19 protein-coding genes are annotated in these 23,882 nt (G+C 71.7%); 14 read left to right on the top strand and 5 right to left on the bottom strand.

Translation table 11 applies throughout. The features are described from left to right. The first annotated feature begins 61 nt into the window (after positions 1–61). The 10 genes from J2S41_RS32315 (at position 62) to lysS (ending at position 13,667) form a co-directional block, all read left to right on the top strand. Entirely contained in the window at positions 62–2,545 is a 2,484-nt protein-coding gene (locus J2S41_RS32315; RefSeq protein ID WP_310373663.1) for an NADH-quinone oxidoreductase subunit G, read from the top strand. After that, positions 2,545–3,897 (top strand): NADH-quinone oxidoreductase subunit NuoH, encoded by a 1,353-nt coding sequence (gene nuoH / locus J2S41_RS32310; RefSeq protein ID WP_310373661.1) that lies wholly within the window; start codon positions 2,545–2,547, stop codon positions 3,895–3,897. The genes J2S41_RS32315 and nuoH overlap by 1 nt, the downstream gene beginning before the upstream one ends. Positions 3,898–3,907: 10 nt before the next feature. Further along, the gene (nuoI, locus tag J2S41_RS32305) at positions 3,908–4,477 is read left to right on the top strand and encodes an NADH-quinone oxidoreductase subunit NuoI (RefSeq protein ID WP_310376683.1); all 570 of its coding nucleotides are present in this window, start codon (positions 3,908–3,910) and stop codon (positions 4,475–4,477) included. Positions 4,478–4,621: 144 nt separating this feature from the next. Next, complete coding sequence (locus tag J2S41_RS32300) at positions 4,622–5,365, top strand: NADH-quinone oxidoreductase subunit J (RefSeq protein WP_310373659.1); 744 nt, start codon at positions 4,622–4,624, stop codon at positions 5,363–5,365. Further along, positions 5,366–5,665, top strand: a complete 300-nt coding sequence (gene nuoK / locus J2S41_RS32295) for an NADH-quinone oxidoreductase subunit NuoK (RefSeq protein ID WP_306837098.1) — start codon at positions 5,366–5,368, stop codon at positions 5,663–5,665. 61 nt (positions 5,666–5,726) lie between these two features. Beyond that, positions 5,727–7,598, top strand: a complete 1,872-nt coding sequence (gene nuoL, locus J2S41_RS32290; protein WP_310376682.1) for an NADH-quinone oxidoreductase subunit L — start codon at positions 5,727–5,729, stop codon at positions 7,596–7,598. Beyond that, positions 7,595–9,121 (top strand): NADH-quinone oxidoreductase subunit M, encoded by a 1,527-nt coding sequence (locus J2S41_RS32285; protein WP_310373656.1) that lies wholly within the window; start codon positions 7,595–7,597, stop codon positions 9,119–9,121. Before nuoL ends, J2S41_RS32285 begins: the two co-directional genes overlap by 4 nt. 2 nt (positions 9,122–9,123) lie before the next feature. Then, entirely contained in the window at positions 9,124–10,656 is a 1,533-nt protein-coding gene (gene nuoN, locus J2S41_RS32280; protein WP_310373655.1) for an NADH-quinone oxidoreductase subunit NuoN, read from the top strand. 76 nt (positions 10,657–10,732) lie between these two features. Further along, positions 10,733–11,728, top strand: coding sequence for a polyprenyl synthetase family protein (locus tag J2S41_RS32275; RefSeq protein WP_310373654.1), 996 nt, complete (start codon positions 10,733–10,735; stop codon positions 11,726–11,728). A 184-nt stretch (positions 11,729–11,912) separates the two neighbouring features. Further along, the gene (gene lysS, locus J2S41_RS32270; RefSeq protein ID WP_310373653.1) at positions 11,913–13,667 is read left to right on the top strand and encodes a lysine--tRNA ligase; all 1,755 of its coding nucleotides are present in this window, start codon (positions 11,913–11,915) and stop codon (positions 13,665–13,667) included. A 16-nt stretch (positions 13,668–13,683) separates the two neighbouring features. Here lysS and J2S41_RS32265 read toward each other — a convergent pair whose 3' ends face one another. After that, positions 13,684–14,829 carry an MFS transporter gene (locus J2S41_RS32265; protein WP_310373652.1) on the bottom strand — a complete coding sequence of 382 codons (1,146 nt, stop codon included), beginning with the start codon at positions 14,827–14,829 and terminating at the stop codon, positions 13,684–13,686. Positions 14,830–14,981: 152 nt separating this feature from the next. Between J2S41_RS32265 and J2S41_RS32260 the strand changes: the two genes are divergently transcribed. Continuing rightward, positions 14,982–15,779 (top strand): IclR family transcriptional regulator, encoded by a 798-nt coding sequence (locus tag J2S41_RS32260; RefSeq protein WP_310376680.1) that lies wholly within the window; start codon positions 14,982–14,984, stop codon positions 15,777–15,779. 48 nt (positions 15,780–15,827) lie between these two features. Here the strand turns inward: J2S41_RS32260 and J2S41_RS32255 are convergent, their stop codons facing one another. Continuing rightward, a complete protein-coding gene (locus J2S41_RS32255; protein WP_310373651.1) occupies positions 15,828–17,939 on the bottom strand; it encodes a PhoX family protein in 2,112 nt (703 codons plus the stop codon). A 242-nt stretch (positions 17,940–18,181) separates the two neighbouring features. On the opposite strand from J2S41_RS32255, the gene J2S41_RS32250 reads away from it, so the two are divergent. Then, positions 18,182–18,697, top strand: a complete 516-nt coding sequence (locus J2S41_RS32250) for a sigma-70 family RNA polymerase sigma factor (RefSeq protein WP_310373650.1) — start codon at positions 18,182–18,184, stop codon at positions 18,695–18,697. Continuing rightward, positions 18,694–19,413, top strand: coding sequence for an anti-sigma factor family protein (locus J2S41_RS32245; protein WP_310373649.1), 720 nt, complete (start codon positions 18,694–18,696; stop codon positions 19,411–19,413). The genes J2S41_RS32250 and J2S41_RS32245 overlap by 4 nt, the downstream gene beginning before the upstream one ends. Here the strand turns inward: J2S41_RS32245 and rarD are convergent, their stop codons facing one another. From rarD to J2S41_RS32230, 3 genes are all read right to left on the bottom strand, one after another. Then, positions 19,414–20,331: an EamA family transporter RarD gene (gene rarD / locus J2S41_RS32240; protein ID WP_310373647.1), complete on the bottom strand. Its 918-nt coding sequence runs from the start codon at positions 20,329–20,331 to the stop codon at positions 19,414–19,416. A 65-nt stretch (positions 20,332–20,396) separates the two neighbouring features. Continuing rightward, a complete protein-coding gene (locus J2S41_RS32235) occupies positions 20,397–20,774 on the bottom strand; it encodes a phage holin family protein (protein WP_374728190.1) in 378 nt (125 codons plus the stop codon). A gap of 31 nt (positions 20,775–20,805) precedes the next feature. Next, on the bottom strand, positions 20,806–22,344 hold the full coding sequence (locus J2S41_RS32230) for a hypothetical protein (protein WP_310373644.1): 1,539 nt from the start codon (positions 22,342–22,344) through the stop codon (positions 20,806–20,808). Positions 22,345–22,429: 85 nt separating this feature from the next. Between J2S41_RS32230 and eccB the strand changes: the two genes are divergently transcribed. Then, entirely contained in the window at positions 22,430–23,749 is a 1,320-nt protein-coding gene (gene eccB / locus J2S41_RS32225) for a type VII secretion protein EccB (protein WP_310373642.1), read from the top strand. Positions 23,750–23,882 lie beyond the last annotated feature (133 nt).

Below are 23,882 nucleotides of genomic sequence, written 5' to 3'. Positions count from 1 at the left end.
CGATCGACGGGTCGGGACGGCGTAGCGGAACCCCGCAGTCGCCCATCCAGGAGGCACACTGATGACCGATGTGGCGAAGAAGGCCGACACCGTCACGCTGACCATCGACGGCATCGAGGTGACCGCGCCGAAGGGCGCGCTGCTGATCCGGGTCGCGGAGCAGCTCGGGATCGCCATCCCGCGCTTCTGCGACCACCCGCTGCTCGCCCCGGCCGGCGCCTGCCGCCAGTGCCTGGTCGAGGTGGAGGGCCAGCGCAAGCCGGTCGCCTCGTGCACCCAGACGGTCGCGGACGGCATGGTGGTGAAGACGCAGCTCACCTCGCCGGTCGCCGCGAAGGCGCAGGGCGGCGTGATGGAACTGCTCCTGATCAACCACCCGCTCGACTGCCCGATGTGCGACAAGGGCGGCGAGTGCCCGCTGCAGAACCAGGCGATGTCCACCGGGCGGGCGGACTCGCGCTTCGTCGAGCACAAGCGCGAGTACCAGAAGCCGATCAACATCTCCAGCCAGGTGCTGCTGGACCGCGAGCGGTGCGTGCTCTGCCAGCGGTGCACCCGCTTCTCCGAGGAGATCGCCGGCGACAAGTTCATCGACCTGATGGACCGGTCGTCGGGGGAGCAGATCAACACGTACCGGGACGACTTCTTCGGCGGCACCACGACCGGTGACGTCGCGTCCGAGGGCGACGTGCTGTTCAACTCGTACTTCTCCGGCAACACCGTGCAGATCTGCCCGGTCGGTGCGCTCACCGGCGCGCAGTACCGCTTCCGCGCCCGGCCGTTCGACCTGGTCTCCACCGCCAGCGTGTGCGAGCACTGCTCGGCCGGGTGCGCGATGCGCACGGACTGGCGGCGCGGCAAGGTGATGCGGCGGCTGGCCGGCGACGACCCGGCGGTCAACGAGGAGTGGAACTGCGACAAGGGCCGGTGGGGCTTCCGGTACGCGACCGCGGCCGACCGCCTCACCAAGCCGCTGATCAGGGAGAACGGCGCGCTGCGCGAGGCGTCCTGGAGCGAGGCGTTCGCGGTGGCGGCCGAGGGGCTGCGCAGCGCCCGGGACGGCGCGCACGGCATCGGCGTGCTGACCGGCGGCCGGCTCACGGTCGAGGACGCGTACGCGTACGCGAAGTTCGCCCGGGTGGCGTTGCGCACCAACGACATCGACTTCCGGGCCCGGCCGGTCTCCGCCGAGGAGACGGACTTCCTGGCCTCGTCCGTGGTCGACCGGACGGACGTGCACTACGGCGACGTGGACACCGCACCCGCGGTGGTCTTCGCCGGGCTCGACCCGGAGGAGGAGTGCCCGATCCTCTTCCTGCGCGTGCGCAAGGCGTTCACCAAGCGCCGGCTGCCGGTGCTGGCGCTCGCGCCGTTCCTGTCCCGCGGCTTCCAGAAGCTGGGCGCGGTGCTGGTCGGCACGGTGCCCGGCGACGAGGCGCGGCTGCTCGGCGAGGACGCGTCGGTCGCGTCCGCGCTGTCCCAGCCGGGCGCGATCCTGTTCGTGGGCGAGCGGCTGGCCACGGTGCCGGGCGCGCTGTCCGCGGCGGCGGCGCTCGCGTCGCGTACCGGTGCGAAGCTGGCCTGGGTTCCTCGGCGGGCGGGCGACCGGGGCGCGATCGACGCCGGCTGCCTGCCGCACCTGCTGCCCGGCGGCCGGCTGGTCACCGAGGCGGGGGCGCGCGCGGAACTCGCGGCGGCCTGGGACGTGGCGCCGGGCGTGCTCTCCTCGATCCCCGGCCGGGACACCGACGGCATCATCGCGGCGGCGGCCACCGGCAAGCTGGGCGCGCTGGTCGTGGCCGGCGTCGACCCGGCCGACCTGGCCGACCCCCGGCTGGCCGAGGCCGCGCTGGACGCGGTGCCGTTCCTGGTCAGCCTGGAGCTGCGGGCCACCGCGGTCACCCGCCGCGCGGACGTGGTCTTCCCGATCGCGCCGGTGGTGGAGAAGGCCGGGTCGTTCGTGGACTGGGAGGGGCGGCTGCGCACGTTCGAGGCGGTGCTGCACACCACCGCGATGACCGACGCGCGGGTGCTCGACGCGCTGGCCGACCAGCTCGGCACCGCACTGAACACCGGCGACGTCAACACGGTCCGCCGCGAGCTGGGCGGACTGCCGGCCACCCGGTCGCACCGGCCGCTGGCACCGGCGGTGGACGCGGGCGCGCCGGCCCGGCCCGGCGAGCACGAGGCCGTGCTCGCCACCTGGCACCAGCTGATCGACCTCGGCTCGCTCACCGACGGCGACGAACACCTCAACGGTACGGCCCGGCCGCCGGTCGTCCGGCTGTCCCGCGCGACCGCGGAGGGGCTCGGCGTCGGCGACGGCGCGCCGATCACGGTCGGCACCGACCGCGGCGCGATCACGCTGCCCGCGCTGATCACCGAGATGGCCGACGGCGTGGTCTGGCTGCCGACGAACTCGCCCGGCTCGACCGTGCGCCGCTCGCTCGGCCCGGCCGGGTCGATCGTGCGGCTCTCGGCCGGCGCATCACCGAACGGAGCCGGCCCACTGCTGGCTCAGCGCACCGCGGGAGGTGACTCGTGATGACCGATCCCACGCTGCAGACGTTCGAGAACGACGTCTGGTGGATCGCGCTGATCAAGGTGGTCGGCGTCTTCGTGCTGCTCCTGCTGCTGACGCTGTTCACCATCAACTACGAGCGCAAGGTCGTGGCCCGGATGGCGGTTCGGCCCGGGCCGAACCAGGTCGGGCCGAAGGGCTGGCTGCAGAGCCTCACGGACGGCCTGAAGCTGCCGTTCAAGGAGGAGATCATCCCGCGTACGGCGGACAAGGTGATCTACTTCCTGGCCCCGGTGATCTCCGCGACCTGCGCGTTCACCGCGTTCGCGGTCATCCCGTTCGGCCCGGTGGTGTCGATCTTCGGGCAGCAGACCGCGTTGCAGGTCACGGACGTGCCGGTCTCGGTGCTGGTGGTGCTGGCCTGCTCGTCGATGGGCGTCTACGGCGTGGTGCTGGCCGGCTGGGCGTCCGGGTCGACGTACCCGCTGCTCGGCGGCTTGCGGTCGAGCGCCCAGATGATCTCCTACGAGGTCGCGATGGGCCTGTCCATCGTGGCGGTCTTCATGATGGCCGGCTCCATGTCGACCTCGGAGATCGTGGCGGCGCAGGGCAGCGGCCGGGAGGTCTCGCTGTTCGGCCTGGAGTTCACCGCGCCCGGCTGGTACGCGATCCTGCTGGCGCCCAGCTTCGTCATCTACGCGATCTCCGCGGTCGGTGAGACGAACCGGGCGCCGTTCGACCTGCCCGAGGCGGAGTCCGAGCTGGTCGGCGGCTTCCACACCGAGTACTCGTCGTTCAAGTTCGCGCTGTTCTTCCTGGCCGAGTACATCAACATGATCACCGTCTCGGCGCTCTGCACCACGCTGTTCCTGGGCGGCTGGCGGGCGACCTGGCCGATCACGCTCTGGTCCGGGGCGAACACCGGGTGGTGGCCGCTGATCTGGTTCATCGCCAAGCTGCTGCTCTGCCTGTTCGTCTTCATCTGGCTGCGGGCCACGCTGCCCCGCATGCGCTACGACCAGTTCATGCGGTTCGGGTGGAAGGTCCTCATCCCGGTCAACCTGGTGTGGATCCTGCTGCTGGCCACCGTGCGCGTGCTGCAGACCTCCGACCTGGAGACGCAGACGCGGTACACGCTGATCGGCGGCGCCGCGCTGGTGCTGGTGCTGGTCGTTGCGCTGTGGCCGGCCGGCCGGAAGGCGGCGCCGGCGCCGAGCCTGGCCGAGCAGGTGGCGTCCCGGCCGCAGGGCAGCTTCCCGCTGCCGCCGCTCGACCTTCAGGTCCCGCCGAGCCCGCGCGCGGCGCGCCAGGTCGCGCGGCGCGAGCCGGCGGACGTCTCTTCCGACAGCTCCTCGTCCGAGAGAAGTGAGGTGTGACGTGGGCGTGATGGATCCCTTCAAGGGCTTCGGGGTGACCTTCTCCCACATGTTCCGCAAGGTCATCACCACCGACTACCCGTTCAAGCCGCCGGTCTCCGCGCCGCGGTACCACGGCCGGCACATCCTCAACCGTCACCCGGACGGGCTGGAGAAGTGCATCGGCTGCGAGTTGTGCGCCTGGGCCTGCCCGGCCGACGCGATCTTCGTGGAGGGTGGCGACAACACGGACGAGGAGCGGTACTCGCCCGGCGAGCGGTACGCGAAGAACTACCAGATCAACTACGCGCGCTGCATCTTCTGCGGGCTCTGCATCGAGGCCTGCCCGACCCGTTCGCTGACCATGAGCAACGAGTACGAGCTGGCCCGCGACTCCCGGCAGGATCTCATCTTCACCAAGGAGCAGCTGCTGGCGCCGCTGCTGGAGGGGATGAGCAAGCCGCCGCACGCGATGTTCCTCGGCGACAGCGAGAAGGACTACTACGTCGGCGCGCTGGAGAACCCGGGCACCTCCGCCGGCGCCGAGCGCGCGCCGTGGTCGGACGCGGACACGACGGACGCGGCGGTGAAGCCGGCATGAGCGAGCGTGCGAGCGAATCAGCGGCTCAGCGCCGACCACGGCGAATCCGTGGCGTTGAGGGGAGGGCGGCATGAGCGAGTGTGCGAGCGAATCAGCGGCTCAGCGCCGACCACGGCGAATCCGCGGCGTTGAGGAGACAGCGGCATGAGCGAGCTATCCGGTGGTGAGGCCACGCTGTTCTGGGTCCTGGCGCCGCTCGCGGTGATCGGGGCGCTGGGGATGGTGCTGGCGCGTAACGCGGTGCACTCCGCGCTCTGGCTGGTCGTCACCATGCTCTGCCTCGGTGTCTTCTACGTCGCCCAGGCCGGCCCGTTCATCGGCATGGCGCAGATCATCGTCTACACCGGCGCGATCATGATGCTGTTCCTGTTCGTGCTGATGCTGGTCGGCCGGGACGCCTCGGACTCACTGATCGAGACGTTGCGCGGGCAGCGGATCGCCGCGATCGTGCTCGGCCTCGGTTTCGCCGGCCTGGTCGGCGCGGGGCTGTCCCGCGCGCTGACCGGCACCGGCGCGATCGGCCTGGCCGCGGCGAACGAGAACGGCAACCTCCAGGGCATCGCGCAGCTGCTGTTCACCAAGTACGTGTTCGCGTTCGAGGTCACGTCCGCGCTGCTGATCAGCGCCGCGGTCGGCGCGATGATCCTGGCCCACGTGGAGCGCGCCATCGGCGAGAAGCCGTCGCAGGTGGATCGCATGAAGGCCCGGTTCGCGCCCGGCAGCTACCCCGGTCCGAAGGCCGGCCCCGGCGTGTTCGCCACGTCGGACTCGGTCGCCACGCCGGCCCGTCTGCCGGACGGCACGCTCGCCGAGCGCAGCATCTCGAAGATCCTCCCGGTCCGCGAGCTGACCTCCCAGGAGTCGGCGCCCAAGGGGACGGAGAAGTAGATGACACCCTCCGCCTACATCGTGCTGTCCGCGATCCTGTTCACGATCGGCGCGTCCGGCGTGCTGATCCGCCGCAACGCGATCGTGCTGTTCATGTGCATCGAGCTGATGCTGAACGCCGCGAACCTCGCGCTGGTCACCTTCAGCCGGATCAACGGCAACCTCGACGGGCAGATCATGGCGTTCTTCGTCATGGTCGTCGCCGCCGCGGAGGTCGTGGTCGGCCTGGCGATCATCATGTCGATCTTCCGTACCCGGCGTTCCGCGAGCGTCGACGATGCCAACCTCCTGAAGTACTAAGGGGCCGACTGTGGACCATCACACGGTGGAGTACGCCCAGGCCACGGGGCTGCTGGGGAGCATGTGGCTGCTGGTGGCGATCCCGCTCGCCAGCGCCGCGGTGCTCCTGCTGCTCGGCCGCCGCGCCGACAGCTGGGGGCACTGGCTCGGCGTGCTGGCCCCGGCGGCGTCGTTCGTCCTCGGGCTCGTCTATTTCGTCCAGCTCGGCGGGCTGGAGAACAAATCGGTCGAGCTGTCCCTCTGGGACTTCATCGACGTCTACTCGCTGCAGGTCGACTTCGGGCTGCTCCTCGACCCGCTCTCCGCGGTGTTCGTGCTGCTGATCACCGGCGTCGGCTCGCTGATCCACCTGTACGCGGTGGAGTACATGCGGCACGACGAGGGGCGTCGCCGGTTCTTCGGCTACTTCAACCTCTTCGTCGCGGCCATGCTGCTGCTGGTGCTCGGCAACAACTACGTGATGCTCTACGTCGGCTGGGAGGGCGTGGGTCTCGCGTCGTACCTGCTGATCTCGTTCTGGTACACCCGGCCGGCCGCCGCGACCGCGGGCAAGAAGGCGTTCCTGATGAACCGGGTCGGCGACGCCGGCTTCGCCATCGCCATCTTCCTGATGTTCGCCACGCTGGGCACCACGCAGTACGACGAGGTCTTCAGCAACGTCGGAGCGTTGAGCGCCGGCCTGGTGCTGGCCATCGGCCTCCTGCTGCTGCTCGGCGCGACCGGCAAGTCCGGCCAGTTCCCGCTGCAGGCGTGGCTTCCGGACGCGATGGAGGGCCCGACCCCGGTCTCCGCGCTCATCCACGCGGCCACCATGGTCACCGCGGGCGTCTACCTGATCGCCCGCTCCAACCCGGTCTTCTCGGCGAACGTCACGCTGCAGACCGTGGTGGTGGCGATCGGCGCGCTGACGCTGGTCATGGGCTGCATCATCGGCTGCGCCAAGGACGACATCAAGCGCGTGCTGGCCTGGTCCACGGTCTCGCAGATCGGGTACATGTTCCTCGGCGTCGGGCTCGGCGGCGGGGCGTACGCCCTGGCGATCGTGCACCTGCTGGCGCACGGCTTCTTCAAGGCCGGCCTGTTCCTCGGCGCCGGCTCGGTGATGCACGGCATGCGCGACCAGACCGACATCCGGCGGTTCGGCGGGCTGGCCAAGCACATGCGGGTCACCTGGGCCACGTTCGGCCTGGGCTGGCTCGCGATCATCGGCATGTTCCCGTTCTCCGGCTTCTTCTCCAAGGAGCCGATCATCGCGGCCGCGTTCGAGCGGGAGGACTGGACGGCCTGGCTGTTCGGCGGCGCGGCGCTGCTGGGAGCGGGGCTGACCGCGTTCTACATGACCCGGCTGTTCGTGCTGACCTTCCACGGCCCGAAGCGCTGGACGCCGGACATCACCCACCCGCACGAGTCGCCCGCGCTGATGACCGTCCCGCTGATCCTGCTGGCGGTCGGCTCGGTCGCGTCCGGTTTCCTGCTCTCCACCAGCGTGCCGGACTGGCTGACCCCGACGCTCGGCTCGCACGAGGGTGAGCACCACGCGGTCCTGTCGCACACGGTGATCACCATCCTGTCGCTGGGCGTCACCGTGCTCGGCGCGGGCCTGGCCTGGTTCCTGTTCCGCAACGGCACCCAGGAGCAGGAGCGGCCCGCGGGCGTGCTGGTCACCGCGGCCCGCCGCAACCTGTACGCGGACACGTTCAACGAGTGGGTGTTCGAGCGTCCCGGCATCTACCTGACCCGCGCGCTCGTGTTCCTCGACAACAAGGGCATCGACGGTCTGGTGAACGGGCTCGCGGCCGCGGTCGGCGGCGGTTCCGGGCGGCTGCGGCGGCTGCAGACCGGCTTCGTCCGCTCCTATGCCATGTCGATCCTCACCGGCGCGCTGGTGGTCACGGCGGCGTTCATCGCGCTGCAGTTGGGGTGGTTGGTGTGAGCTCCTTTCCGTACCTGTCGGTGCTGACCGTGGCGCCGCTGGTCGGCGCGCTGGTCGTGGCGTTCCTGCCGCGCAGCCGTCCGGACCTGGCGAAGTGGGTCACGCTCGCCTGGTCGCTCGGCGTCCTGGCGCTGACCGTGGCGCTGTGGGTGGCGTTCGAGGCGGGCGGCGAGCGGCTGCAACTGCGCGAGTCGTACCCGTGGATTCCCGGCTGGGGCGCGAACTTCACGTTCGCGGTCGACGGCATCGCGCTGGTCATGCTGATGCTGATCGCGGTGCTGGTGCCGATCGTGATCCTGGCCGCCTGGCACGAGGCCGACCACAGCGGCCGGTCCGTGCCGGTCTACTTCGCGCTGCTGCTGGCGCTGGAGTCGACGATGATCGGCGTCTTCGCGGCCGCCGACGTCTTCCTCTTCTACGTGTTCTTCGAGGTCATGCTGGTGCCGATGTACTTCCTCATCGGCTCCTACGGCGGGGCCCAGCGGCAGTACGCGGCCGTCAAGTTCTTCCTCTACTCGCTGGTCGGCGGCCTGTTCATGCTCGCGGCCGTGGTCGGGCTGTGGGTGGTCGGCGGGCACACGTTCGACTGGGCGGCGCTCACCGAGATCGACATGTCGACCGGGACCGAGCGGTGGCTGTTCCTCGGCTTCTTCCTCGCGTTCGCGATCAAGGCGCCGTTCTTCCCGTTCCACACCTGGCTGCCGGACGCGGGTGGCGTGGCGCCGGCCGGCGCGGGCGCGTTGCTGGTCGGCATACTCGACAAGGTCGGCACGTTCGGCATCCTGCGGTACTGCCTGCCGATCTTCCCGGAGGCGTCCCGCTACTTCGCGCCGCTCGCGCTGGTGCTCGGCGTCATCGGCATCATCTACGCGGCGCTGCTGGCGGTCGGGCAGAACGACCTCAAGCGGCTCGTGTCGTACACCTCGATCGCGCACTTCGGGTTCATCGGCGTCGGCATCTTCGCGTTCACCACGCAGGCCGGGACCGGCGCGGTGCTCTACATGGTCAACCACGGCCTCGCCACCGGCCTGCTCTTCCTGGTCGTCGGCATGCTCGTGGCCCGCCGTGGCTCCGCGCTGATCAGCGATTTCGGCGGCGCCGGCAAGATGGTGCCGATCCTGGCCGGTGTGCTGTTCTTCGCCGGCCTGGCCTCGCTGGCGATGCCCGGGACCGCGCCGTTCGTCTCCGAGTTCCTGGTGCTGATCGGCACGTTCACGGTCAACAAGCCGATCGCGATCATCGCCACGCTCGGCATCGTGCTCGCGGCCGCGTACGTGCTCTGGATGGTCCAGCGCACCGTGCAGGGCACGCCGAACCCGGCGCTGGCCGAGGTCGAGGGCATGCGCCGGGACATCACGCTGCGCGAGAAGGTCGTGGTCGCGCCGCTGATCGCGCTGATCATCCTGTTCGGCTTCTATCCCAAGCCGATCACCGACGTCATCAACCCGGCCGTGCAGGCGACCATGGAGGACGTCGGCGCGACGGACCCCGCACCCACGGCGATCACCGAGGCGGCGAAGTGACCATGGACGATCTCAAGGCACCCTCCATCGACTACGCGGCCGTCGCGCCGATCCTGATCCTGTTCGGCGCGGCCTGTCTGGGCGTGCTGGCCGAGGCGTTCGTGCCGCGGCGCGCCCGGCACGCCGTACAGCTGGGCCTGGCCCTGCTCGCCACGGTCGCCGGGCTGGTCGTGGTGGTCACCCAGGCGTCGACCCGGATCACCACCGCCACCGGCGCGCTCGCCATCGACGGACCCGCGGTGTTCCTGCAGGGCACGATCCTGGCGCTCGCGCTGGTGTCGTTGCTGCTGATGGGCGAGCGGAAGCTGGAGGCCGGCGGCGCGTTCGTGCCGCAGGCCGCGATCACGGTCGGCTCCGAGGCGGACACCAGGCAGGCCACCCGCGCGCCCGGTCTGACCGAGGTCTATCCGGTCACGATGTTCGCGGTCGCCGGCATGCTGCTGTTCGTCGCCGCGAACGACCTGCTCACCATGTTCATCGCGCTCGAGGTCTTCTCACTGCCGCTCTACCTGCTCTGTGCGCTCGCCCGCCGGCGGCGGCTGCTGAGCCAGGAGGCCGCGCTCAAGTACTTCCTGCTCGGGTCGTACGCGTCCGCGTTCTTCCTGTTCGGCGTGGCGCTCATCTACGGCTTCGTCGGCGCGGTGGACCTCGGCGCGATCCACGCCGCGGCCGCGGAGTCCGACCGCGACCCGCTGCTGCTCTACGCCGGCCTGGCGCTGCTCTCCATCGGCCTGCTCTTCAAGATCGCGGCGGTGCCGTTCCACGTGTGGACGCCGGACGTCTACCAGGGCGCGCCGACGCCGGTCACCGCGTTCATGGCCGCGTGCACCAAGGTCGCCGCGTTCGGCGCGTTGCTGCGCGTGCTCTACGTCGGATTCGACGGATTGAGCTGGGACTTCACGCCGGTCCTGGGCGTCATCGCGGTCCTCACCATGATCATGGGTGCGGTGCTGGCCGTGACGCAGACCGACATCAAGCGCCTGCTGGCCTACTCGTCCATCGCGAACGCCGGTTACCTGCTGGTCGGCGTGCTGGCCAGCGGCGAGGCCGGGCTCGCCAGCACCATGTTCTACCTGGTCGCCTACGGGTTCACGGTGCTCGGCGCGTTCGCCGTGGTCACGCTGGTGCGAGACGCGGACGGCGAGGCCGGGCACCTGTCCCGCTGGGCCGGGCTCGGCCGCCGCTCGCCGCTGATCGCCGGAGTGTTCACGTTCATCCTGCTCGCCTTCGCCGGCATCCCGCTGACCAGCGGCTTCATCGGCAAGTTCGCGGTCTTCGGCGCCGCGATCGAGGGTGGGCAGACCTGGCTCGTGATCGCCGGCGTGGTCAGCAGCATCGTGCTCGCGTTCCCGTACCTCCGGGTCGTGGTCATGATGTGGCTCTCCGACCCGAGCGACGCCACGCCGACCGTGTCCGTTCCCGGACTGTTCACCACGGCCGCGCTGACCATCGGGGTGGCGATGACGCTGCTCCTCGGCGTGGCACCGTCCCTGCTCCTGGACCTCACCACCGGTGCCGCCGAGTTCGTCCGGTAGCGTCGTGTTCCCCCACAGGCCCGGCCTGCCACGCATATGGCATCGTAGAGTCGTGGCAGGCCTTACCCCAGGTGCAGTGCATGCGAGCGGGATCGACTTCGTCGACCCCGCCATCGAGGCGTCGGTGTCGGCGATCCTCGAGGAGGTCGAGGCCAGTCTCCGGGACAGCGTCGACAACGCGGATCCGCTGGTCCGCGAGGCGTCGATGCACCTCGTCTCGGCCGGCGGCAAGCGCTTCCGCCCGCTGCTGGTCGCGGTCGGCGCCCACCTCGGCGACCCGGCGAGGCCACGCGTCACCGAGGCGGCCGTGGTGATGGAGCTGACCCACCTGGCCACGCTCTACCACGACGACGTCATGGACGAGGCCGCGGTCCGGCGCGGTGCCCCCAGCGCCAACAGCCGGTGGACGAACTCGGTGGCCATCCTGGTCGGCGACTACCTCTTCGCCCGGGCCGCGGACATCGCGGCCGACCTCGGCACCGAGGCGGTCCGGCTCCAGGCCCGCACGTTCTCCCAACTGGTCCAGGGCCAGCTCGCCGAGACCGTGGGGCCGCGCGACGGTGACCCGATCGCCCACCACCTCCAGGTGATCGAGGACAAGACCGCCTCGCTGATCGCCACTTCGGCGCGGTTCGGCGGCCTGTTCTCCGGCGCGCCGGCCGACCAGGTCGAGGCGCTGGCCGGTTACGGCACGTCGATGGGCATCGCGTTCCAGCTCTCCGACGACCTGCTGGACATCGCGTCCGAGTCGATCCAGTCCGGCAAGACCCCCGGCACCGACCTGCGCGAGGGCGTCCCGACGCTGCCGATGCTCTACGCGCTGGCCTCGGACGACGCGGACGCCGGCTCGATCCGGCTGCGCGAGCTGCTCTCGATGGGCCCGCTGGTGGACGACGCGCTGCACGCCGAGGCGCTCGGCCTGCTGCGCGAGTCGCCGGCGATGAAGCGCGCCCGGGAGACGGTCCGGACATACGCGGACGAAGCCCGCAGCCGGATAGCGGTCCTGCCGGAGGGGCCGACGCGGCGGACGCTCGAGGGCCTCTGCGACTTCATCTCCGACCGCACGTCGTAAAACTGCCTCATCACCCACTTCCGGCGTGGTCGCCTTGCGGTGCTCCCGCGGGCGCCGGTCGGGCGGCGGCCGGGCTCCCTGCCGGTTTCGCGGTGGGTACCCCGATGGAGTCGCCCGGACGAGGGGCGGCGGACGTGATCGGGGAGAATGGGGTGTTGCGGTTTCTTGAGAGGGTGTTGTAGGCGTGGCTGCTGGCAGCGATGTTGACTGGGTCAATCGGTTCGCGGACGAGGTGATCGCGGAGGCGGAGCGTCGTGCGCCGGGCAAGCCGATCGTCTGTGCGTCGGGGTTGAGCCCGTCCGGCCCGATCCACCTGGGCAACCTGCGCGAGGTGATGACGCCGCACCTGGTCGCGGACGAGATCCGGCGGCGCGGCCGCGACGTCGTGCACCTCATCTCGTGGGACGACTTCGACCGGTACCGGAAGGTGCCGAGGGGCATCGCCGGCATCGACCCCGAGGACCCGGCGTGGCAGGCGCACATCGGCAAGCCGCTGACCCGGGTCCCGGCGCCGCCCGGCAGCGCGTATTCCAGCTGGGCCGAGCACTTCAAGGCCGCGATGATCGAGTCGCTGGCGGAGCTGGGCGTGGAGTACCGCGGCATCAGCCAGACCGAGATGTACACCTCCGGTGCGTACCGTGACCAGGTTCTGCTGGCCATGCGGGAGCGAGGGCGGATCGACGCGATCCTGGACCGCTACCGGACGAAGGACCGGGACGCCGCGCCGAAGAAGGGCCCGAAGCAGCAGGGCCCGAAGCTGGACGAGGCGGACGAGGCCGCCGCCGCGGAGGCCGCCGAGGGCTCGGGCGCGGCCGACGAGGACGACGGCGCGACCGCGACCGGCTACTACCCGTTCAAGCCGTTCTGCGCGAACTGCGGCAAGGACTTCACCACCGTCGTCTCCTACGACGACGAGAGCACCGAGCTGACCTACACCTGCGTCTGTGGGCACACCGCGACCGTGCTGCTGAGCGAGTTCACGGACGGCAAGCTGGTGTGGAAGGTCGACTGGCCGATGCGCTGGGCCTACGAGGGCGTCGTCTTCGAGCCCTCGGGCGTGGACCACCAGTCGCCGGGCAGTTCGTTCGTGGTCGGCGGGCAAATCGTGGCCGAGATCTTCGGTGGTGAGCGGCCGATCGGCCCGATGTACGCGTTCGTCGGCATCTCCGGTCAGGCGAAGATGTCCAGCTCCAAGGGCGGCGTGCCGACGCCGGGCGACGCGCTGGGGATCATGGAGCCGGCCCTGCTGCGCTGGCTGTACGCGCGCCGCCGGCCGAACCAGTCGTTCAAGGTCGCATTCGACCAGGAGATCCAGCGGCTCTACGACGAGTGGGACGCGGTGGAGAAGCGGATCGCGGCCGGCACCGCGAACGAGGTGGACGTGGCCGTGCACGCGCGCTCGGCCACCACCGCCGCCGGGGCGCTGCCGATCACGCCCCGTCCGGTGGCGTACCGGACGCTGGCCAGCGTCGCCGACATCACCACCGGCGACGAGGCGCAGATGCTGCGGATCCTGCGCGACCTCGACCCGGCGGCGCCGGTGGAGAGCCTGTCGGAGGTGCGGCCGCGGCTGGACCGGGCGGCGACCTGGGTGGCCAACCACGTGCCGGTGGAGCAGCGCACCCGGGTGCGGGACGAGCCGGACCTGGACCTGCTCAAGAGCCTGGACGACACGCAGCGGGAGTCGCTGCGGCTGCTGGTGGCCGGGCTGGACGAGCACTGGTCGCTGGAGGGCCTCACCACGCTGGTCTACGGCGTGCCGAAGGTGCTGGCCGGGCTGTCGCCGGACACCAAGCCGACGCCGGAGCTGAAGGCGGCGCAGCGGTCGTTCTTCGCGCTGCTCTACCACCTGCTGGTCGGCCGGGACACCGGCCCGCGCCTGCCCACGCTGCTGCTGGCCGTGGGCGCGGACCGCGTTCGCCGCCTGCTGAGCGCCTGAGGCGGCCGAGGGGCGCCTAGGAACGGCGGAGCAGGACCGCACCGAGCCTCATGCAGAACGCGGCCGTCAGCATCCCGCTGGCGGCCGCCAGCCACATCGTGGTGTATCCGGAGTGGGTGGCGACGAATCCGAGCGTCAGCGGCCCCAGACAGCCGCCCGCGTAGACGCCGGTCTGGGTGACCGAGGTGGCGGCGGCGGGCGACTGCGGGTGCAGGCGGACGACCGCGAAGTTCATCAGGCCGGGCCACGCCCAGCCGAGCCCGAAGCCGAGCACCACGCCGGTCAGCAGCGCCGCGTTGCCGCCGACCGTGAGCAGCGCCAGGCCGCCCGCGCCGAGCAGCAGCTGCCCGGAGATGACCGCGAGCTGCCGGTCCGGCAGCCGGTCCGCGAGGTAGCCGCCGAGCACGCGGGTGACCACGCAGACCGCGCTGCCCAGCGTGAGCGCCAGCCCGGCGGGCCCGGGGCCGACGCCGCGGGCCACGGTCGAGTCGACCAGGAACGTGCTGAGCGCGTTCGCGGAGCCGGACCCGAGCGTGGCGGAGATCGCGACCACGATCAGCCCGGCCGTGGCGCGGCCGGACGAGGCGCCGGGCTCGCGGACCACCGCGGGCGCGGACGGTACGACCGGGAGCGCGCACAGCGCCAGCACGGCCGCGGCCACGAACGCCCACCGCCAGCCGAGCGTGAGCGCCACGGTCGGCACCGCGGCGCCGGCCAGCAGCGTGGAGAGCGGGATCGCGGCCTGCTTGGTGCCGAACGACAGTCCCTGCCGTCCGGGGGAGACGTGCCGGGCGAGCGCGGCGTTGCCGGCGATCTGGCCGAGCGCGTTCGCGCCGGCGCCGGCCGCGAGCAGCAGCGTGAGCGTGAGCGCGGAGTGGGCGAGCAGGCCGATCGCGAGCAGCGACGCGGCGGAGAGCAGGATGGCGGCGCGCGCGGTGGGGCCGGCGCCGTACCGCTCGACCAGGTGCCCGGCCGGCACCGAGGCGAGCGCGCTGACGCCGAAGTAGACGGAGATCGCGAGTCCGAGTTGGGCCGGGGAGAGCGGGAAGGACTCGCCGATCTGGACCGCGAGCCCGCCGACGAGGAAGCCGGGGACGACGACCGCGATCGTGGTGACGAGGACGCTCGTGATCGGACCCGGGGTGAAGCGGATCTTGGCCATCTCGGCAAATGCTACTTGATGAGGGCGTACCAACCGAAAGTGGCAAGCTAGCCACCCAAGGTCACGAGATATCCGGCTCTCTCAATCCATTCGGGCATTCCCTCATCGAAGCCTTTTTCATATGGTGTAAGTCCATGGCTACGGAGGTGGGTGTGCGCGACCCCTTAGCGGAGCCGTCCGACCTGATTCGTAGCGTCTCGCGTGCGCTACGTGTCTTGGAATCGGTCGGGCGGGCACCGCGTGGACTGACGGTGAAGCAGATCGCACGGCGGTGCGAGCTGACGGTGGCGACGACGTACCACCTGGTCAGGACCCTCGCTTACGAGGGCTACGTGATCAGGCGGGAGGACGGCACCTACATCGTCGGCCTCGAGATCGCCGATCGGTACCGGGAACTGGTCGCCGCGTTCCGCGGGCCGCCCGCGGTCGGAGACGCGTTACGCCGGGCCGCGGCGGACAGCGGCTACAGCCACTACTTAGGTCGCTTCGTCGGCAGCAAGGTGGCGATAACGGCGGTGGCGGAGGGCCCCCGTTCGCCCTATGTGGAGGATCTGGTCCCCGGCTTCGACGAGGGGGCACACGCGACGGCGCTCGGCAAGGCGCTGCTGGCCACGCTGACGCCGGACCAGCGAGCGCGATATCTGCGGGACTTCGGCATGCGGCCGTTCACCGCGCAGACGCTGACCTCGGTCGAGCAGCTGGAGAACGATCTGGCCGCCGGTGAGCGGCGCGGTATGCAGATCGAGATGGGACAGTTCCGGCAGGGCGTCGCGTGCGCCGGGCTGATCGTGACGCCGGACCGGGACCTGGAGCGGCGCGTGGTGATCGCCTGTGCGCTGCCGGCCGCGGAGCTGATGACCTCGGCCCGCGTGCTGCGGACCCGGCTGCAGGCCACCGCGCGCGTGGTCGCGGAGGCGCTGGCCACCGGCGAGTCCAACGGCACGGGCTGACACCCCCTCGGGGGTACGACCGCGGCCGTACCCCCGAGGGTTGATGCGTCAGGCGCCGATGTAGCCGCCGTCGCGGCGCCAGGTCACCACGACGCCCGGCTTGGCGATGTCACCGTCGGGCCAGCTCGAGGCCGGGTTCTCCACCGAGGCGCCGTTGATCTCGCCCGGGTGCTGGACCGCCACGAACACCGACCGGTCGTCGGAGGTGATGAACGGGCCGCAGGTCTCCGCGCCGCGCGGCACGGTGAGGAACTGCTTGAGGTGGCCCTTCTCCGGACCCTCGATCGGCGTGGCGAAGAGGCCGTCGTTGCCGCCCAGCGCGTTGCCGTCGGTGGAGATCCAGAGGTTGCCGGTCGAGTCGAACGCGACGTTGTCCGGGCAGGAGATCGGCGAGACCTTGGTCTTGTCGTAGCCCGAGAAGTACGTCGCCGAGTCCGCCGGGTCGCCGCAGACGATCGGCAGCGCCCAGGAGAACGTCTCGCCGGTGTGGTCGCCACGGTCCTCGGTGATCTCGAAGATGTGGCCGTGCTTGTTGGCGTTGCGCGGGTTCGCCTCGTCGGCGGGCGCGTTCGTACCGACGCCGCGGTTGGTGTTGTTGGTCATCGCCGCGTAGATCTTGCCGCTGATCAGGCTCGGCTGGACGTCCTCGGGACGGTCCATCTTGGTGGCGCCGACCTTGTCACCGGCGAGGCGGGTGAAGACCAGCACGTCCGCCGCGGTCATGCCCTCGACGAACGACTTGTTGCCGCTGACCAGCTTGATCCACTGGCCGGTGCCGTTGAAGGCGCCGTCGCTCGGCAGCTTGCCGGAGCCGTCGATCTCGGCGGCGCTGGTGTAGCTGAGCTTGGCCACGTAGAGCGTGCCGGACTCGAGCAGCGACAGGTTGTTCTTCCGCGCGTACGAGGAGTCCCCGGCGATGTACTTCTTGTCGGAGACGAACTTGTACAGGTAGTCGAACCGCTCGTCGTCGCCCATGTACGCCACGACCTTGCCGTTCTTCGCCACGATGACGTTCGCGCCCTCGTGCTTGAACCGGCCCAGCGCGGTGTGCTTGCGCGGCTTGGACTCCGGGTCGAACGGGTCGACCTCGACGATCCAGCCGAAGCGGTTCGCCTCGTTGGGGTGCTTGGCCAGGTCGAAGCGCTCCTGCACCCGCTCCCACTTGCGGCTGTCGCTGGGGTAGCGGGCCGTGGTGGAGATGCCGTAGCGGGCGTAACGCGGCTTCAGCTCCGCAGCGACCGCGTCGCCGCCGACGAAGTACTGGTTGAAGTTCTCCTCGCCGGAGAGCACGGTGCCCCACGGCGTGACGCCACCGGCGCAGTTGTTCAGCGTGCCGATCGGCGTGGTGCCGCGCGGGTCGGCGGCGGTCTTCAGCCAGGCGGAGCCGGCGGCCGGGCCGGTGAACTGGAACTGCGTCTCGGACGCGGTGATCCGGCGGTTGTAGGAGCGGCGGCCACGGCCGACCACCACCCACTCGCCGGTCTCGTCGACCCGCTCGATCTCCACCACGGACATGCCGTGGGCGGCCATCGCGACCTTGATCTGCTCCGTGGTCAGCGCGTCCATCGTGGTGAAGCCCGGGAACATCAGGTTCTCGTTGGTGTACTCGTGGTTGACCACGAGCAGCGCCTTGTCGCCGTCCCGGCCCAGCGGGATCACGCCGACGAAGTCGTTGTTGTAGCCGAACTGCTTCGACTGCGCCTTGCCGGTCTGCTTGTTCAGGTCGAAGCCGGGCGCGCCGGGGACGACCTCGTCGCCCCACTTGATCACGACGGCGTGGTCGTAGCCGTTCGGGACGACCAGGTTGTCCAGCGTGTTCGGCGGGATCGGCTTGAAGTCGAGCCTGCCCTTCGTACCGTTGCCGGGCTTGCGGGTGGCGGCGGGGACGAAGCCCTCGGCGACCGGGGCGGCCATCGCCGGCGTGGCGGCGGCGGCAGCGGCGCCGCTGAAACCGAGCACCATGGCGCCGATCGCGCCGGCGCGCATCACGCCGCGACGGGAGACCTCACCGGAGACCAGGTCGCCGAAGTACTCGTTCTCCGACTCGTTCGGAACCGGGTGGTCGCACGCGTTGCCGCAGCGGTAGAGGCACGTCATCGCGCTACGGCCGCTGTGGCCGGGCTGGCCGATCAGCGGCAGCAGGCGGGGGCGTTCGGACATGTGGTGAAGCCTCCTCGTCGGGTTTGACATATCGGTTCTCCACGTCCGAAGGCAGGGGGCGTGGACGAGCGCGACCCCTCTTCAACAGGCCGTGCGTGCCGCACGCTGCCAGAAGCCGTGATCCCAGCGTGGCATCAACGGTGGCCGCCGAGTGAACCCAAGGTGAATTGCGGCACGTGAACTGGCCTTTGAACCTTTCCGGCGGCGGGCCGCGTACCTACTGCCGGAAAGGGGGGTGGCCGTTGACGGACGAGGGGACCGCACTGCTGCGGGTCTTGCACGACGAGCACGGGGACGCGCTGTTCGCTCACGCACTGCGGCTCGCCGGAGGTGACCGTCAGCGTGCCGAGGATCTGTGTCAGGAGACGTTGCTCCGTGCGTGGCGGCATCCGGAGGCGCTGGACCCGCAGCGGGGTTCGGTACGGGCGTGGCTGTTCACGACCGCACGGAACCTGGCGATCGACGCGTGGCGACGGCGATCCGCACGACCCGGTGAGGTGATCACCGACGTGCTGCCGGAGCCACCACCGACGGAAGACGAGGCTGACCGCGCAGTGGAGGCGTGGACCGTCGCCGAGGCTCTGTCCCGGCTCTCCCCGGCACATCGGGAGGTCCTGGTGGAGTGCTTCTACCAGGGACGATCGGTGTCGGAGGCGGCACAACGGCTGGGCGTCCCGCCCGGCACCATCAAGTCCAGGACCCACTACGCGTTACGAGCTCTGCGCATGGCGCTGGAAGAAATGGGGGTGATGCGATGAGGTGCGACTACGCGTACGACGACGGCGCGTACGTCCTCGGCGCACTGTCCCCCGGAGAGCGGGCCGCCTACGAGCGGCACCTGTCCACCTGTTCGTTCTGCCGGGAGGCGGTCGCGGAGATCGCGGTGCTGCCCGGCCTGCTCGGACGGCTCGACCCGGCGGACTTCGCCGAGCTGGCCGTCCCGGCGGAGCGGTCCCGGCTGCCCCGCGTCATCACGGCCGCCACCACGGAACGGCGCCGCAGCCGCCGCACGAGCCGATGGCGGTACGCCGGAACGCTCGTCGCCGCGGCCGCGCTCGCGCTGGTGGTGGGGCTCGGGGCGGACGCGCTGCGCGGCACCGGTCCGGAGGGCACGACACCGATCGCGGAGGGCTCGGCCTCGTCGCCGTCGGCACCGCCGTCGCTGACGGAGATGAAGCCGGTCGCCGAGACCGTGCCCGTCTCCGCCGCGGTGGGGCTGACGACCAAGGAGTACGGCACCGCGGTCGTCATGGAGTGCGCCTACGAGCCGACCGGCAAGGAGGGCAAGGCGATCCTGTTCCGGCTGATCGCCAAGGGTGCCGACGGGACCGAGGACCAGATCGGGTCGTGGTGGGCCGCACCGGGGGACAAGGTCGAGCTGACCGGCTTGACGCACTACACGGGGGATGAACTGGACCGGCTGGAGCTGATCCGGTCCGACGACACGTCACTGCTGACGTACGTCATCGACTGATTACGCGGCGGTGGCGGCGGTCGCCGGTACCGCCGCGCGACGGGCCGCACGGCTCGCCCGGATGCCGTCCACGGTGAAGACGATCAAAGCGATCCAGACCAGCGCGAACCCGGCCAGCCGGGCCGGGGGCATCGGCTCGTGGAACACGAACAGGCCGACCGCGAGCTGCAGGATCGGTGCCACGTACTGAAGGATTCCGACCGCGGTGAGCGGGAGACGGTTCGCCGCACCCGCGAACAGGATCAGCGGGATCGCGGTCGCGGCGCCGGACACCACCATCAGCGCCAGGTGGCCGGCGCCCTCGGTGCCGAACGTGGAGTCGCCGGACGCGGTCAGCCAGGCCAGATAGGCCAGCGCGGGCAGCGCCAGCACCGCCGACTCGACGAACAGCCCGCCGGACGCCGGTAGCGCCAGGTTCTTCTTGACCAGACTGTACGTGCCGAAGCTGGCGGCCAGCGTGAGCGCGATGTACGGCAGCCGGCCGTAGTCGACGGTGAGCACCACCACCGCGAGCGCGCCCACGCCGAGTGCGACCCACTGCGCCACGCGCAGCCGCTCGCGCAGCGCCACCACGCCGAGCAGCACCACGACCAGCGGCGTGATGAAGTAGCCGAGCGCGGTCTCCACCACCCGCTCCGAGTTCACGCCGTAGATGTAGCCGCCCCAGTTGATGCCGATCAGCACGGCGGCCAGCACGATGCCGGCGGCCCGCCGCCGCTGCCCGCGCAGCGAGCGCAGGAACGACCAGCCCCGGGCCACGGTGAGCAGCACGGCCACGAACGCGACGGACCAGACCACGCGGTGCGCCAGGATCTCCACCGCGCCGGCCGGCCGCAGTAGCCGGATGTAGAGCGGGAAGAAACCCCAGATGGCGTACGCGGTCAGGCCGTACGCGAGTCCGCGGCGTGTCTCGTCCATGGGGCCACCGTAAGGCGTCCACCGCGCGGCGGTCCTTGCATATGAGCGAGCTAACTATCGCCCGGTCAGTCGTCGCCGTCCGGAACGAACAGGTTCAGCGCCCAGCTCACGATCGACACCAGCAGCGCGCCGAACAGGGCGGACCAGAAGCCGTCCACCTCGAAGGGCAGGCTCAGCTCACCGGCGATCCAGCCGGTCAGCATGAACAGCAGCCCGTTCACGATCAGCGCGACCAGGCCCAGGGTCAGCAGGTAGAACCCGCAGCCGACCACCTTGATGATCGGGCGGAGCACCGCGTTGACGACGCCGAAGATGACCGCGACGGCCACCAGCGTGCCGATCGCGCCGCCGAGTGAGTCGGTCTCGAGCGAGATGCCCGGGATGATCAGCGTGGCGATCCAGAGCGCCAGCGCGCTGATGCCGAGCCGAATGAGGATGCCCACCTCTCCGATCTTGCCACAGCGCCACCAGCCCCTATGCCGACGCGTGATCGAGGAGTTGTCGCTCCGTCACGGTGGGTGAGGGGTCGGCCCAGCGCAGCGACCGGTCCACCACCACCGCGACCATGCCCGGCCGGACCCGGGTCAGCCAGCCGGCGGCCCGGCCCAGCCCCAGGTGGCGCTCGGCGACCTCGGCGTGCCCGGCCGGGAGCTGCTGCAGCAGCACCAGATCGGCGCGCGCGGCCGCCGCCGCGGTCTCCGGCGTGAGCTCGTCCAGGACCAGGAGCCGGGAGTGCCGGTACGGGCCCGGGCCGGCCGCGTGGTCCAGCACCTCCAGCACGCGGCCCGGATGGTCGACGGCGTCGCCGGTCAGGCGCGCGACCGTGCCGGTCGGGTCCGCCGCGCGCAACAGCGGGGCCCAGGCGCGCGGGCGCCCGGTGCGGACCACCACGACCGCGCCGGACGCCAGCGCGCGCAGCGTGAGCAGGTGGGCGCCGCGCACGCCGCCGACCAGCGCGATCGTGACCGGCGCGGTCCGGCGGAACGGGCGGATCACCACCGGCTCGCCCGCCCGGTCGCGGCCGAGGAACAGCCCGTCGCGCGGGACCTCCACCGGCCGGCGGTCGGTGCGCGGGCTCGCGTGTGGATCGCGGGCCAGCGGCAGCGCGGCGGTCAGCGCGGCCAGGTGCTCGCCGTCCAGCGGTCGCGCGCCGGGCACGTGCGTCTCGGCGGGCGCGGCGACGTGCAGCAGCGTGCCGGCCGGCGTCATGGCCAGCGTGACCCGGCCGGCGGGCAGCCGGGCCAGCGCGGCCACGGGTGGGCGGTCGCCGGTGACCCGGAGCATCGTGTGCACGTGGTGCGGCGTGCGCAGGTGCCGCCAGGTCTGCGTGACCGGGCCGTCCGTACCGGCCAGGTCCTGGAGGGTGCGCCGCAGCTCGGCGCCGTCGAGCGGGCGGTGCGGCAGGTCGCCGAGCACCGTGCGCACCGAGCGGAGCGCGTTGTGCAGGTCGCGGAGCGCGTCCCGCCCGGGGCGGTGCGGCACGCGCACGGCCAGCAGCGCGCGCAGGCGCGCCGGGACGTCGGTCATCGCGCGGTACGCCGGGGCGAGCGCGGGCTCGACCGAGACCACCAGCTGGACGTGCGCGTGCGCGGTGCGGAACGCGGCCGGGTGCGGCAGCGGGGACGGCTCCGGTGCGATCGGCGCGTCCGGCTCGCCCAGCTCCAGCACCACGGTCAGGCCGTGCTCGTCCTCCATCGCCTCGGGCGTCGGACCGTCCACGTCCGGTGACCGCTCGTGCTCGTGCGGCAGGCGGGACGGCGGTGGTGGGAGCGGGACCGTGACGAGCGGGCCGGTGAGCGCGGCCGGCGGCCGGGCGCGGCGGTAGCGGAGCGCGACCCCGGGCCACTCGTGGAGGTGCCGGCCGCGCACCCGCACCCAGGCGGCGGCGATCACGCCGGCCGCCACCGGGACGGCGGCGGCAGCGGCGACCGGGCCGCCCGCGGCGGCGGCCAGGACGGCGGCGACGGCCAGCTCGGTGGCCAGGACGCGGGCGGTGCGCGCGGACGCGGCCATCGCGCTAACCTCCCCCTCTGTAGCCGGATGCGTACCCACGATGATCGATGGGAGTGTAGTCGGCGCGGACAGTGTGGAGGGTGCGGTGCCGTCGCGGCAGGACCAGCTTCACGCGTACCGGTTCGCCGTCCGCCGGGTGGTGGCGGCGCTGGTCACGCGCGAGATCGACCCGGCGCGCGCGCCGTTCGCCCGCAGTGGCGGCGCGGTGCTCGCCGGGCTGCTGGTCGCGGTGCTCGCGGCCGGCGCGGTGTTGATCTACGACCTGTTCACCGGCGGTGGCGCCACCCGCTGGCGGGACGAGCGCGTGGTGGTGGTCGAGCGGGAGACCGGCGCGCGGTACGTCTACCGGGACGCGCGCCTGCATCCCGTGGTCAACTACGCGTCCGCGCTGCTCATCGTGGGTGCGGCCGGTCCGGAGACGGTGCTGGTGTCGCGGCGGTCGATCGAGGGCGTGCCGCGCGGCGTACCGCTGGGCATCGTGGACGCGCCGGACTCGCTGCCGCCGCCGGACCGCCTGGCCGGGCCGCCGTGGGCGCTCTGCTCCGAGGCCGGCGCGCCGGTGCTGCTGGCCGGGCCGGCCGCGGACGGCGGAACCCGGCTGGACGAGTCCGGCGCGCTGGTCGCGGTCGCCGGCGAGACGTTCCTGCTCTGGCGCGACCGGCGGCATCCGGTCGCGTCCGAGGCGGTGCTGTCCGCGCTGGGCTGGGGCGCCGTCCGGCCGGCCGACGTCGGCGCCGCCCTGCTCAACGCGGTGCCGCTGGGATCAGCGCTGACCGCGCCACCGGTGCCGGGCCTCGGCGGCCCGTCGTCTGCCGTGGCGGGCGCGATCGCCGGGCGGGTCTACGTGGTGGCGACGCAGGGCGGGTCCCGGGAGTACGCGGTGGCGCTGGCCGGGGGGCTCGCGGCGATCACGCAGGTGCAGGCGGACATCCTGCTCGGCGACCCGCGGACCGGGCAGTCCGGGCCGGTGGAACTGTCCCAGGCCGCGTACGCGTCCGCGCCCCGCGCGGGTGATCTGCGCCCGGCCGACGGGCCGGCGGCCACGCCCGCGCTGATGCCGGTGGAGGGCGCGCTCTGCGGCGTCGCGGAGTCGGACGCCGGACTGAGCGGGCTGCGGGTCGGTGTGCGGCTGCCACCGGCGGACGGCTACGCCTCGACCGCGGTGCGGATGGAGCCGGGGCGCGGCGCGCTGGTCGAGGCCGCCGCCGCACCGGGCGCGTCCGGCGGCACGATCAGCCTGGTGACGGCCGCGGGACGGCGACACGCGCTGGCGTCGCCGGACGTGCTGCCCATGCTCGGGTACCCGGACGCGACGCCGCTGCGCCTGCCGGCCGTGCTGGTCGAGCTGATCCCGGAGGGCGCGGCGCTCGACCCGGCGGCGGCGGTCCGGCCGGCCCGGCCGTAGCGGCGCGTCGCCGGCCGCCGCGCGGCGACGGGATGTGGTGTCCGCGGCATGCGTGCTGGTGCCGGGAAACGCCGGGACGCTCCCGGCATGCCGGGATTGATCCGTGGGGGTCGTGGAGATCGGTGGCCGCGGA

Source organism: Catenuloplanes atrovinosus (genome assembly GCF_031458235.1).
Lineage (GTDB): Bacteria > Actinomycetota > Actinomycetes > Mycobacteriales > Micromonosporaceae > Catenuloplanes > Catenuloplanes atrovinosus.
This window is presented reverse-complemented; position numbering and strand designations above follow the sequence as displayed.

What these genes read in the sequence shown, in the direction of transcription:
- J2S41_RS32315 (WP_310373663.1), top strand. Translation starts at nt 62, where the DNA reads ATGACCGATGTGGCGAAGAAGGCCGACACCGTCACGCTGACCATCGAC.
- nuoH (WP_310373661.1), top strand. Translation starts at nt 2,545, where the DNA reads ATGACCGATCCCACGCTGCAGACGTTCGAGAACGACGTCTGGTGGATC.
- nuoI (WP_310376683.1), top strand. Translation starts at nt 3,908, where the DNA reads ATGGATCCCTTCAAGGGCTTCGGGGTGACCTTCTCCCACATGTTCCGC.
- J2S41_RS32300 (WP_310373659.1), top strand. Translation starts at nt 4,622, where the DNA reads ATGAGCGAGCTATCCGGTGGTGAGGCCACGCTGTTCTGGGTCCTGGCG.
- nuoK (WP_306837098.1), top strand. Translation starts at nt 5,366, where the DNA reads ATGACACCCTCCGCCTACATCGTGCTGTCCGCGATCCTGTTCACGATC.
- nuoL (WP_310376682.1), top strand. Translation starts at nt 5,727, where the DNA reads ATGTGGCTGCTGGTGGCGATCCCGCTCGCCAGCGCCGCGGTGCTCCTG.
- nuoN (WP_310373655.1), top strand. Translation starts at nt 9,124, where the DNA reads ATGGACGATCTCAAGGCACCCTCCATCGACTACGCGGCCGTCGCGCCG.
- J2S41_RS32265 (WP_310373652.1), bottom strand. Translation starts at nt 14,829, where the DNA reads ATGGCCAAGATCCGCTTCACCCCGGGTCCGATCACGAGCGTCCTCGTC.
- J2S41_RS32255 (WP_310373651.1), bottom strand. Translation starts at nt 17,939, where the DNA reads ATGTCCGAACGCCCCCGCCTGCTGCCGCTGATCGGCCAGCCCGGCCAC.
- J2S41_RS32245 (WP_310373649.1), top strand. Translation starts at nt 18,694, where the DNA reads ATGAGGTGCGACTACGCGTACGACGACGGCGCGTACGTCCTCGGCGCA.
- rarD (WP_310373647.1), bottom strand. Translation starts at nt 20,331, where the DNA reads ATGGACGAGACACGCCGCGGACTCGCGTACGGCCTGACCGCGTACGCC.
- J2S41_RS32230 (WP_310373644.1), bottom strand. Translation starts at nt 22,344, where the DNA reads ATGGCCGCGTCCGCGCGCACCGCCCGCGTCCTGGCCACCGAGCTGGCC.